This is a genomic window from Paenibacillus massiliensis subsp. panacisoli DSM 21345, from assembly GCF_000426545.1.
Taxonomy (GTDB): domain Bacteria; phylum Bacillota; class Bacilli; order Paenibacillales; family Paenibacillaceae; genus Paenibacillus; species Paenibacillus panacisoli.
Genome location: NZ_AUFO01000018.1, coordinates 24,555 through 37,115, shown reverse-complemented (window position 1 = coordinate 37,115; position 12,561 = coordinate 24,555). Strand labels below are relative to the sequence as shown.

Here is a 12,561-nt window from a genome sequence, read left to right as displayed (position 1 = left end):
GAACTCTGATTGGGAAGTTCATCCCCCGTAAGTTAATAGAACCTTCATTTTTGTTGCAAGCTATGTGTATGCTCAGATTCAGGACAGGGAAGATTAGGAATACGGAAGGAGTAGGTCTCATGGGCGATCAACCTAAAATTGTAATCCTGGGCGCAGGCTACGGCGGTATCCTGACAGCACAGCGCCTGCAAAAGGAATTAAGGCATAAGGAAGCGGATGTGACACTCGTCAATCGGCATGATTATCACTATATTACGACTCACCTTCATATGCCGGCGGCAGGAACAGATAGCATTGAGCACTCAAGAATCCCGATCGGAGATTTGATTGATGGTCTGAAGGTGAAGCTGATCAAGTCTTCCGTTCAGGCGATTCAGCCAGCTGAGCGCACTGTCGTTCTGGATAGCGGGTCTATTCCGTATGATTATCTGGTACTGGGGTTAGGCGGCGAGCCAGAGACCTTCGGTATTCCAGGTATGCTGGAGCATGCATTGACAATCCGCAGCATTAATTCCGTGCGTCTCATTCGTGAGCACATCGAATATCAGCTGGCTCTATACAAGAACGACGGACTCGAATCGCGATTGTGCTTCGTCATTGGGGGAGCCGGATTTAGCGGGATTGAGTTCGCGGGAGAACTGGCTGACCGTCTGCCGCAGCTGTGTCGTCAATATGATATCCATCCGAGTCAGGTGTCGATTATTAACGTCGAGGCTGCCCCAACGGCTCTCCCAGGCTTCGATCCTGAGCTTGTCGAATATGCGATGGATGTGCTGAAGCGCAAAGGGGTCACCTTCCGTATTGGCGTTCCAATTAAGGAGTGTCTGGCTGATGGCGTCATTATTGGCGAAGGAGAAAAAATAGAAGCCTCCACGGTAGTCTGGACTGGCGGGATTCGCGGAAATCATCTGCTTGAAAAGGCGGGCTTCGAGGTCATGCGCGGCCGGGTGAAGGCGGATGAATTCCTGCGAATCCCGGGCTACGATCATATTTTCGTAATCGGGGACAACTCCTTAATGCTGAATCCGGCTGGAAAGCCATATCCCCCAACAGCGCAAATTGCCATGCAGCAGGGTGTGACGTGCGCCAGGAACATAGTTGCTTCCATTCGCGGACGAGAGCTTAACAAATTCGTATTCAGCAACAAGGGAACAGTAGCTTCGCTTGGTAAAGGAGAGGCGGTAGCTGTCGTGGGCGGAAAGAAGATCAAGGGCTGGGTTGCAGCCCAGCTTAAGAAGGTCGTAGATATGCGCTACTTGTTCATTATTGGTGGCATTCCACTGGTCATGAAGAAGGGACGATTCTTCGGATAATCACAACTGAAGCGAAAATAAAGAAACAAGCCATACGAAATTTCGATGGCTTGTTTTTTGTTTATATGTGAGCCGTGACTTGGGATTACTCCACGCTGTTTACAGCTTCAGCATCTCTTCAATGGACTCGGCATTAAGCACGCTGCCAACATAGAAGGAACCGAATTCGCCATAGCGCGCACTTACCTCATCAAAGCGCATTTCATAGATCAGCTTCTTGAACTGAAGAGCATCATCGGAGAACAGCGTAACGCCCCATTCCCAATCGTCAAAGCCGACAGAGCCAGTAATGATCTGCTTCACCTTGCCAGCATAGCTGCGGCCGATTAATCCATGACTGCGCATCATTGTGCGGCGCTCTTCCATGGACAGCATGTACCAGTTGTCAGCAAGCTCGCGCTTCTTGTTCATCGGATAGAAGCAGATGTAGCGATTTTTCGGCAGAATTGGCTTCAGTCTGGCTACAACCTGAGGGTTCTGCATCGGGTCCTCGTCCTTGCCGCCAAGGTAATTGCTCAGCTCTACGACACTGACATAGGAATAAGCCTTGGTCGTGTATTTGGCGAAGGTAGTCTTGTTGAATTCATTTTCCAGCGTCTTCAGATCCTCTAGCGTCTCGCGCAGATGCATCATTACGAAGTCTGCCTTCTGTCCAACGATGGTGTACAATGCGGAGCTGCCCAGTCCATCGGCCTCCGTCGTTCCCCATTCCTCCATGAATTCACGCAGCTCGTCCAGTGCTCCAGCGCGCTCCTCGTCATCGGCAGCTTTCCAGGCCGTCCAGTCGATGGATCGAAAATCATGAAGGGCGTACCAGCCCTCCAGCGTTGCAGCGGCCTCATTCGTATGTGCTACAGGTTGATTCATTCTACGTACACTCCTTTGCTGAATCAGCAAGAGCCGAAGGAAGAGTCGGTGATCGCTACGGATAGGATACCCGGCTGTTCTGATTGCGGCCCTGTGCTGTCGTTTGACGTTTGCAGGATCATTTCCTGCCTATGTAATCTGTATGGATAAGCATGTGGATTGACCTACCAGCACCCTGCAAGGAATGACTGGCTTCATCTTATTGTAGCGCAAAAGAAACGAAACGAGCAAATGACGATGCCAGTAAAATTCGTGCCGATGATCAAATCCTCCGATTTTGCGCCTAAGGGCGAAGGAGGTTGAAGATGATCGTGAAATCCTCGTATATATCCGTATATTTTCCGTCTTTATCAGCGGCCCAAGTATGATAGAATAGTAAGGCATCTTGGAGATTGGTGATGCAAGGAAAGGAAGAGCACACTATGCGCATGAAGAATCTGCTGCATTTTACGGAGCACCACCGATACTGCGTATACCGCGAGTTCGGGCTTGGACATGTCGATGAGATCATGCTGAGCAAGGTATATCAGCCGATGGTAGGAGCGTTTGCTGTCAGTCTATATCAATTGCTGTCCCAGCAAATTCCGGCTGGACAGATCGGTTACTCGCCTGTAGAGCAGCAGCGCGGTCTTTTTCTGACGCTAGGCCTGGAGCCGAGCGAGAAGGGACGCAAATATCTGATTGAACAGACATCCAAGCTGGAAGCTGTCGGACTGTTGCAGACGTCCAGAATGTATGCTCCGGATACGGATGATTATATGTATGAATATGAGCTACAGCAGCCATTATCCCCTTCGGAATTTTTCCGTACACAGCATCTGACCTTGCTCCTGCGAGACAAGATTGGCAAGTTCGCCGTCCTGTCACTGCGTGCATCGCTATGGAGTCAGGAGACGGCCGACTGGCAGCAGATGCTTCATAATAAAGAGAACATTTCAGTCCCCTTTTACGATATATTCGAGCTGAATACCCATGTCATTGATTATGAGCTGGAGCAGGCCTTGTCTGAGGTATCGGTGTCTCGCCATAAGGGGGCTTCGGCGGAAGAGGCCGGAGAACTCAATTATGCAGACATGATTTTGCGTTTTCCACGAGAGTCGGTGAACCGCAAGCATGTTGAGCGCCTGCGCTTTGATTATGAGCAATTCGGTGTGGTACAATATGTGGCCCACAAATATGATCTGAGCGCTCAGGATGTAAGCCGCCTGCTGGATGAAGAGGATGTCTTCACGGAGCAGGGGGAGGTTGTGCTGGATCGGCTGCAGTATCATGCACAGCTTCAGTTCAGACAAGCCAAGAAGCGGATGGAGGACCAGCAGGTGAAGGCTGCTAAGGTCATCGCATTGCGGCAAGGCGTGGAAGAGGAGACCGCACAGCCGCCTGCCGAGCAAGCGGTCGAGATGGAATATTATGTAGAGGTGCCTCCGCAATTCGAGGGCAAATGTGATATCCATCAATATAATATGATGCTCCGTAATGAGCCTTATTATCGCTTATTACAGACTTTTTTTCCGGGGACAGTTCCGGGGAATCTGCTGGATATATTCGAGAAGATTGATCTGAGCTACAAGCTTCCTGGTGAAGTGATCAATGTACTTATTCATTATCTGATGACCATGCTGGTATCCGGAAGTGATCAGCGTATCAACCGGAACTTCGTCGAGACGGTAGCCTCCAATATGCTCGTCAAGCAGGTGAACTCTTATGAGAAGGCCGTTCAGTATATTCGAGACCAATCCAAAGTCAAAGGACGTAAGTCAGCTGGGGGCAGTAGTGGTGGTGGACAGCGTCCGCGGTCCGTGAAGGGGGCTTCAGGCAAGCCCTCGATTCCAATTGTTCAGGATCAGGTGGCAGAGACACCTGTATCCGAGGAAGAGCTGGAGGAGTTGCTACGCATGGCAGAGCAGATGCAGTCTGGCAAAAAGTCAAATTTATAAGGCAAGTGAATCTACGTGAACGTACTTTAACGTAATAAGTTCAATGAATATAGAAGTAATGATTGCAAGGGAGGTCGAGGTATGGAATCATTAGGTGATTTGCTGCAGAACATGCAGAATCCATCGTTCCGGCAGCGGTCACGAAATATTACCGAGCAGGTGATGAACCACCCGCTGGTGCAGGAATTCCGTGCTGCGCATCCAGAACTGGATGATGAGCTACTGCGTCTGAATATGAGTAGACTGTACCAATACATGCGAGATCGTAGTAACTGTGCCCAATGTCCTGGACTTGAGCATTGTCCGAATGATTTTCAAGGCCATTATTGCAATCTCATGGTAGAGCAGGCTCAAGGGCGCACCCAGATTGTAGACAGCCGTACACCCTGCAACCTCCAGTTGGCCCGTGAGCATGAGCAGCAGGTTAAGCAGCGTATTCGTAGCTTCTACGTGGATGAGCGAGCGCTGCGTGAGGGCTATGATGCGGTGGAGATCTCGCGTAAGGATCTGCAGCGAGTGCCGGCAGTGAGTCGGGTGTTTACTTACATTAATGAGGTCAAGACGCAAGGACTAACTCCGCGCGGACTTTATCTGGAGGGTACCTTCGGGACAGGCAAGACCTTCCTCGCAGGCTATATGCTGCATGAGCTGGCCAAGTCAGGCTATAATGGAGTCATTGTGTACATGCCTGATTTTGTGGAGGATCTCAAGTCGATGTTCCAGGATGGTCAGAAGCTGAAGGAGACAACAGATATCCTCAAAAATTGCGATCTGCTCGTCTTCGACGACATCGGCGCCGAGAATCTGAGTCCGTGGGTACGTGATCATGTGCTTGGCTCCATCTTGAATTATCGGATGAATCGCAAGCCGACCTTCTTTACCTCCAACTATTCATTAGCTGGACTGGAGCAGCATCTCAGCTTCACGAGCAAGGATGGCGAGGAAGTGTACAAGGGACAGCGGCTGATGGATCGTATCCGGCCATTCGTAGATGTCATCACAGTCAAGGGTACGAATCAACGTGGGTCTTAGTCGCCACAGTTTACTTACATTTGAATTAGTGATATGCTATAATCGTAAGGTGTCGCCACAGACATTCGAGGTTATAATATATATGACTTTCCTATAAGGAGGAATTTCCAATGGCTATAGTTAACGTGTCCGATCAATCCTTCAATACTGAGGTGGAAGGACAAGGAACCGTTTTGGTTGATTTTTGGGCGCCATGGTGCGGACCTTGTAAAATGCTGGCACCCATCTTGGAGGAACTGTCCTCTGAAGTGTCGGATGTAAAGATTGCGAAAGTGAACGTCGATGATAATCCGGAGTCTGCTTCCCGTTTTGGCGTGATGAGTATTCCTACTCTGATCGTGTTCAAGGACGGACAGCCTGTCGATAAAGTGGTAGGCCTGAACTCCAAGGAAGCACTCAAGAACATGCTGTCCAAACACCAGTAATAACATGATTCGGTTGTCCGATTCGGACGCACCGTTTCTTGCCAAGATTACTGACGAATGCCTCCGGTATATGCCGGGGGCGTTTTTGATTTGAATCTTTCTTTACTGAAGAAGACGGAAGAAATAGCCGAGCATATAAGCATGAGAAGAAGCTATAAGAAGAGCCATGAGAAGCAGCGGATCATGATATACTATGAAGTACGGTATAAGATTTTATATAGATTGAACTGTAAGATTGATAAGGGGAGCAAGCAACGGACGGGAAGTTTGGAACTGGAGCGGACCCGAAATCTTAACATGTTCAGTTCAATCTATATTCATATAGTGAATCAGCTTGGAAGGAGAGACCCTGCGCTATGGAACATCATGCAGAGCGAATACGGGAACAGGAAAAGGCATTAGAACGCATCAACCATAAGCTGGCGCTGCTGCCGGATCAGCCGGGGTGCTACCTGATGAAGAATGAGGAAGGCACCATCATCTATGTCGGTAAGGCCAAGATTTTGAAGAACCGGGTGCGTTCTTATTTCCGTGGGAGCCATAATGGCAAGACCCAGCGCCTGGTAGCCGACATTCGTGATTTTGAATACATCGTGACGGCGAGCAACATGGAGGCACTGATTCTGGAGTGCAACCTGATCAAGAAGCATCAGCCTCGCTATAATGTCCTGCTGAAGGATGACAAGACGTTCCCTTATCTCAAAATAACCAACGAGCGTCATCCCAAGCTGGAGGTCACACGTCGTGTCCTGAAGGACAAAGCTAAATATTTTGGCCCTTATCCTAATTCCTATGCGGCCCATCAGACGAAGAAGCTGCTGGACCGAATGTATCCTTTACGCAAATGTGGCGTGCTGCCAAAGGAAGTATGCCTCTACTACCATATGCATCAATGTCTTGGCCCTTGTGTACAGGAGGTCTCCGAAGAGACCTATGAGGATATCTCCAAAGAGATTGCTTCATTTCTGAGTGGCGGTCATGAGGAGATCAAGAAGGAGCTTCAGCGCAAGATGGAGGAAGCAGCCGAGGAGCTTTATTTTGAACGGGCGAAGGAGCTGCGCGACCAGATTATCAGCATTGATGCGATTATGGAGAAGCAAAAGATTACGACGGCTGACACCAAGGATCGTGACGTCTTCGGCTATGCTGTGGATAAAGGCTGGATGAGCGTGCAGATTCTGTATGTTCGCAAAGGAAAAATGATTGGGCGTCACATGTCCTCCTTTCCTTTCTACGGAGAGGCGTACAGCGATTTTGTGTCCTTCGTGACTCAATATTATAGTGACAATCCGGCTCTGCCGCAGGAGATTCTGCTGCCCGCCTTGAGCGAGCATACGGCAAAGACTGAGCAGGAGCAGACCGAGCCGTCCGAGGTCGAAGTGAGAGGAGAGACCGCAGCAGAGGGAGAGGCTGAAGCAAGAGGGGAGGCGTTATCACAGGAGGGAACGCCTGTCCAAGGTGATGACGAGGATTCGGCTGTATTGCAGACGAGGGTTGCACCAGCAACGGATAACACAACGGCGCTGGAATCAGTGAGCCCATCTGCTGATCCGGACGGTTCATCTATCCATGAGGCAGCTGTATCCTATGAATTGAATTCGTCAGAGGATTTGGAGGCAATTGAAGAAGCCCCCGCACTGACCGGAGGACTCGATGATCCAAGTACAGCTGCCTCGGCTCTGGAACAATGGCTCGGCGTCAAGGTGCACATTCCCCAGCGCGGCCTGAAGAAGCAGATGACAGGCATGGCTTCAGATAATGCGCGAGTCGCGCTGGACGAGAAGTTCCGCCTCATTGAACGCAATGAGGAGCGAACCTCCAAGGCTGCTGATAATCTGGGACGAGCGATCGGACTGGAGACGCTGTACCGGATTGAGGCGTTTGATAACTCCAACATTCAGGGAGCGAACCCGGTATCAGCGATGGTTGTCTTTGTGGACGGCAAGCCAGAGAAGAAGGAATACCGCAAATACAAAATCCGTTCTGTACAGGGACCAGACGATTATGAGACGATGCGTGAGGTTGTTCGAAGACGGTATGAGCGTGTGCTGAAGGAGAATCTGCCGCAGCCAGACCTGATCATTGTCGATGGCGGTAAGGGACAGATATCTGCAGCGATTGATGTGCTACACCATGAGCTTGGCTTGTTCATCCCGGTGAGTGGACTCGTCAAGGACTCCAAACACAAGACAGCTCAGCTACTGCTCGGTGATCCACCACAGCCAGTCGTGCTGCCACGCAACAGCGAGGAATTCTACCTGCTGCAGCGGATTCAGGAGGAGGTCCACCGCTTTGCCATTACCTTCCACCGTGAGCAACGAGGCAAATCTATGGTCACCTCGCGACTCGATTCGATTCCGGGGATTGGAGAGAAGCGTCGGAAGATGCTGCTCAAGCATTTTGGCTCGATCAAAAAAATAAGAGAGGCCAGCGTCGAAGACTTCCGGCCTCTCTCTATAGGGGATAAGCTGGCAGCTACGATTATAGCTGCCCTTCAGGAGGAGTCGTAGGATACGACTTCTCTTTTTGTGTAGGATTATATTTGTACACGATATACCCGACAATGGCAGGCAATATGATGCCGACCACGCCAGCGGTTACATTGGACACCTGCCCCATCGTCATCAGGCTGATCCCCATGAGTATGCTGTTGAACACCACATGGCTGAACATGACAGTAATAAAGCCATAACGCAGGAAAATGAAGCTGAACAACAGTCCGATGAATAACAGCTCAATCGGTCTTGTAATGACCGGATAGATTGGATACAGCGTATGGCCGAAGGCCCAGATCAGTGATGTGATGATGCTGGCGACCAAGGTGCTGCGGACCATTCTTTTTACCATGGCAATTCCGAAGAAACGATAGACCGCTTCCTCACCAATGCCGGCCATCCAGGCCATAATGGGCAGTACCCACGCATAGGTCATATTAAAAGGCGACTGAGTCTCGTCCGTCGTCGACCAGGTTCCGATCGTCATGCCGAGAATCACAAAGATGATGGACTGTACACCCAGTAATATGAACGCCCACAAGTAACCTGCCCACATACTACGCAGGACGTAGAGCCCGTAACCAGGCTCTTTTGCTCTTGGCCATGGATTCCAGCCATGCTCCCGCCACAGTGCATTGCCCCCGACTAATGAGAAGTAGACCGACCCAGCCATAACGATCGTAATGATCGTCTGGAAGATAATCAGAAATGCCAGCATGAAGGAGCTTGTGCTCTCACTCTGGAAGACGGGAAGCATGTTGAAGAAGCTGATCATGGAAGCCAGGAAATAGACGATGCTCAGCACGATTCCTCTGCCAAAAGAGGTAAAGCTGCGCTTCACAATACTATACACAATGGCCAAAACGCCTAATACAAAGGTGAATAGGGCAAATCCGATATAATACATCCAATTCGCTTGCGTTGTCTGCTGCTTCACATAATCTGTGTGCAGCTTCGGTGCCACGAACATGGGCTCGAAGGATCGAATCTTCCCGTTCTCGAACAAGAACTTCAACTCCAGCGGGGCTTCGCCAATCTGATGATTAGCAAGCCGATAGAGCAGCCCAGTATCACCATCGCTCGTGAGCAGCTCCAGCGTAGCAGGATCATAGCCCATATCGGTGAGGACGGCTTTTGCCTCAGCCTGTTTGTCTGCCAGGGAAATGCTACCTTCAGCAAAACGCAGCATCGTATCACTGGTCTCATCCTCCAGTACGCCTTCGGCCATAAATGAAGGGGTACCACGATCGACGACAAAGCCTACAGGCTTACCCGTGACCATATCCAGGTCGACACGAAACGTAGCATTGATATCATCATATGGGATATGAACACGGAACAGATCGTAAGGATATTCGGACACCCAAGTACGGTTGTACTCCGCCAACAACTCATTTTTCATAAGATACCCATATAGATCGGAATGAGCACGGTAGGTGACGAGAGGATTCGCCGGGGGCTCTACCTGATAACCGAGTGTCTCTTTGATGAATGCAGTAGCTGAAGAGACAGCCTCTTGATCACTTATGGTCTTCTTCGGGACGAGCTCTTGATTGCCAGCCAGTGTCGGCAGGATGACCTGCAGCAGCAAAAATATGAACAGGCCAATGGCGCCAAGCAGGCTAAGGAGCTTGAAATTAGCCTTGAGCACGGCTGGTTTCCCAACAGGATTCATCTAATACCTCCTTTATGTACACCATTCTAAGATAACATAAGATGAAATTGAATCGCTAGTAAGGCAAGTGTTACTACAATAAATGAGCTTGAAATTGTCCCGTCATCAACAAGTGTATCTCATCATCAACAAATGTGCCTTGTCATCAATAGAAGCTCCCGCAAAAAGTTGTGAAAAACACAATAATCAGCAGTGAATACGCAAAAAGGTCAGGGTTTTACCGTGATTTGCAGAAATTTTGCAGTATTTCACTGAAAATCGCTTTGTGAAGTGCAGGAGGAACGATTATAATTTGTATGCTAATCCAAGTGTGCATCCGAATAGAAGCTCAATACGTAAAGAATGTATGTGTCTGTGCCAACAAGAAAAACCACTGCTAAATGCGGTCTGTCTTCTGTGAAAGTACAACGATAGATGTTTTTATTAAGATTACAGAATTTAGAAGTTTTCAGCAGAGCTGAACAATTCAGTAATCGCAATAAAAACCACTGCAAAATGCGGTCTGTCTTCTGTGAAGTACAACGATAAATGTTTTTATTATGTTTTACGTTGAAAGAAGAAATGCTATGAGTAGTTCTGCTCCTTGCTCATCATTATGCACATCTCGGCAGCTTAAGAGGGCGAGCATGGGCTTGGGAAATGGGATTAATTGTGCTTGAGGAGGACGGCATGCAGCAATACATTTCAAAAATCAGATTATCGCCGCCCCGTATTCTGGCTGGGGGCTTTGCGCTCATTATATTCATGGGCACGCTGCTCCTGATGCTGCCCGTTGCGAATACATCGGGAGAGCCGCTGCCATTTCTGGACGCTCTGTTCACGGCTACCTCAGCTACCTGTGTTACAGGCTTGGTCGTTGTGGATACAGGCACTCATTTTACCATATTCGGTCAGATCGTCATCGCAGTACTCATTCAGATTGGTGGATTAGGCTTTATGACGATGGCCACGCTGGTGGCATTGGTGTTCAAGCGCAGAATTACCTATAAGGAGAGATTGATTCTGCAGGAAGCGATGAACCAGACCTCAGTCGAGGGGATTGTCGCTCTGATTCGCAAGGTAATCTTCTACTCATTGACGATCGAGACGGTGTGCGCTGTGCTGTTCGCCATCCGGTGGGCGTTTGACATGCCCTTGGGGCAAGCCTTGTATTTTGGTATCTGGCATTCGATATCCCTGTTTAATAATGCAGGGTTTGATATTTTCGGGGATTTCCGAAGCCTGACGGGCTATGTGGCAGATCCCTTCACCAATCTCATCTCGATCTTTCTGATTGTGACTGGTGGACTGGGCTTCGTCGTCCTGTCTGATCTGGCGGAGTATCGGAGCAAGCGTCGTCTGTCCCTCCATTCCAAAGTAGTGCTGACAGCGACCCCGGCTCTAATTCTGGTGGGGATGCTAGTTATTCTGATCTTTGAATTCTCGAATCCAGCGACTCTTGGCCATCTTAACGGAGAAGGCAAGCTGCTCGCTTCTCTGTTCCAGTCTGTAACGACACGGACAGCAGGTGCGAATACACTTGATATAGCCAATATGGAGCAGGCGACACAGTTTTTCATGATTTTATTAATGTTCATTGGCGCTTCACCCGGATCAACTGGAGGTGGAATCAAGACGACCACGTTTGTGCTGCTGCTGGGTGCCGTATGGGCTATGATCAAAGGTAGGGATGATATCGTGTTCTTCCGTTACAGGCTCGAACAGGAGCGTGTTCTCAAGGCTCTATCCATAGTGCTGCTGGCCCTGTTCATAGTCATTGGAGCGACGATGATCCTGTCTACGACGGAGGACCATCATTTTCTGATGATCCTGTTCGAGGCTACATCGGCCTTCGGGACCGTAGGGCTTAGTATGGGATTGACCCAGGATCTCACGGATGTTGGCAAATCGCTGATCATTATGCTGATGTTTATTGGCCGGGTCGGACTGATTACGATGGCGTATGCATTAGGTCGCCGCGAGGGTAAAGAACTGTATAGACATCCTGAAGGCAAGATGATTATCGGTTGATTCGTTACGTTAAGGAAGACATTCATCATGAGTTAAGAATAGGAGAGTTACGGAGAGGTCATGAAAACAGGGCAGTATGTCATCATTGGACTGGGACGGTTCGGCGCAAATCTGGGAATACAGCTTATGGAGATGGGCTGTGAGGTACTGGGCATTGATAAGGATGAGGAAGCAGTAGATGAGATGAGTGAACTGCTGACACATACGGTTGTGGCTGATGCCACCGATGAGCAGACGCTTCGTTCCCTCGGGGTACGGAACTTTGACTGCGGGATTGTAGCGATCGGCAACGATATCCAGATGAGCATTCTGGCTACGATCCTGCTCAAGGAAATGGGAGTCAAGACAGTCATAGCCAAAGCCATCTCCAAGCTGCACGGACGGGCACTGGAGAAGCTGGGCGTGGATCGTATTGTATACCCGGAACGCGACATGGCCATACGGGTGGCTCATCAGCTCGTTACTCCGCATCTGCTGGATTACCTGGAACTATCAGGTGAATACTCCATTGTGGAGCTCAAGGTACCCGCTTGTCTTCATGACATGACACTGGCAGACCTGAATTCTCGCACCCGTTTCGGCTGCACAGTCGTAGCCCTTCATACCTCTGCTGGGGTGCGCATTGCGCCTACGGCCATGGATCGACTGCATAAGGATGATATCATGGTCGTCATCGGAAGCAATGATAATCTGGAACGCTTCGAGGATGAGGTCGTTAATGAGTAAGAGCTTGTGGTATGAAATCAGATTCGGCCAAATTGCTAGTTGATGATTTTACGTATTTTTATAACGGATAACGGTATATTG

9 protein-coding genes are annotated in these 12,561 nt (G+C 49.5%); 7 read left to right on the top strand and 2 right to left on the bottom strand.

What is annotated here, in order from left to right; genetic code table 11:
- Nucleotides 1–119: 119 nt before the first annotated feature.
- Nucleotides 120–1,313, top strand: coding sequence for an NAD(P)/FAD-dependent oxidoreductase (locus tag K331_RS0115155; RefSeq protein ID WP_018885585.1), 1,194 nt, complete (start codon nt 120–122; stop codon nt 1,311–1,313).
- 99 nt (nt 1,314–1,412) lie between these two features.
- On the opposite strand, the gene hemQ is transcribed toward K331_RS0115155, so the two are convergent.
- A complete protein-coding gene (gene hemQ, locus K331_RS0115150) occupies nt 1,413–2,180 on the bottom strand; it encodes a hydrogen peroxide-dependent heme synthase (protein ID WP_025680185.1) in 768 nt (255 codons plus the stop codon).
- Nucleotides 2,181–2,602: 422 nt separating this feature from the next.
- Between hemQ and K331_RS0115145 the strand changes: the two genes are divergently transcribed.
- The 4 genes from K331_RS0115145 to uvrC all read left to right on the top strand — a co-directional run bounded on the left by K331_RS0115145 (nt 2,603) and on the right by uvrC (nt 8,084).
- Nucleotides 2,603–4,117, top strand: coding sequence for a replication initiation and membrane attachment family protein (locus tag K331_RS0115145; RefSeq protein WP_028590964.1), 1,515 nt, complete (start codon nt 2,603–2,605; stop codon nt 4,115–4,117).
- An 81-nt stretch (nt 4,118–4,198) separates the two neighbouring features.
- Nucleotides 4,199–5,149 (top strand): primosomal protein DnaI, encoded by a 951-nt coding sequence (gene dnaI / locus K331_RS0115140; RefSeq protein ID WP_028590963.1) that lies wholly within the window; start codon nt 4,199–4,201, stop codon nt 5,147–5,149.
- Between the two features lie 110 nt (nt 5,150–5,259).
- The gene (trxA, locus tag K331_RS0115135) at nt 5,260–5,574 is read left to right on the top strand and encodes a thioredoxin (RefSeq protein WP_018885581.1); all 315 of its coding nucleotides are present in this window, start codon (nt 5,260–5,262) and stop codon (nt 5,572–5,574) included.
- 356 nt (nt 5,575–5,930) lie between these two features.
- Nucleotides 5,931–8,084: an excinuclease ABC subunit UvrC gene (uvrC, locus tag K331_RS0115125; protein ID WP_028590961.1), complete on the top strand. Its 2,154-nt coding sequence runs from the start codon at nt 5,931–5,933 to the stop codon at nt 8,082–8,084.
- On the opposite strand, the gene K331_RS0115120 is transcribed toward uvrC, so the two are convergent.
- Nucleotides 8,056–9,744: a CPBP family intramembrane glutamic endopeptidase gene (locus K331_RS0115120; protein WP_028590960.1), complete on the bottom strand. Its 1,689-nt coding sequence runs from the start codon at nt 9,742–9,744 to the stop codon at nt 8,056–8,058. The genes uvrC and K331_RS0115120 overlap by 29 nt on opposite strands.
- 669 nt (nt 9,745–10,413) lie before the next feature.
- Here K331_RS0115120 and K331_RS0115115 point away from each other — a divergent pair.
- Entirely contained in the window at nt 10,414–11,754 is a 1,341-nt protein-coding gene (locus K331_RS0115115) for a TrkH family potassium uptake protein (RefSeq protein ID WP_028590959.1), read from the top strand.
- 60 nt (nt 11,755–11,814) lie between these two features.
- Complete coding sequence (locus tag K331_RS0115110) at nt 11,815–12,480, top strand: potassium channel family protein (RefSeq protein ID WP_025680180.1); 666 nt, start codon at nt 11,815–11,817, stop codon at nt 12,478–12,480.
- Nucleotides 12,481–12,561 lie beyond the last annotated feature (81 nt).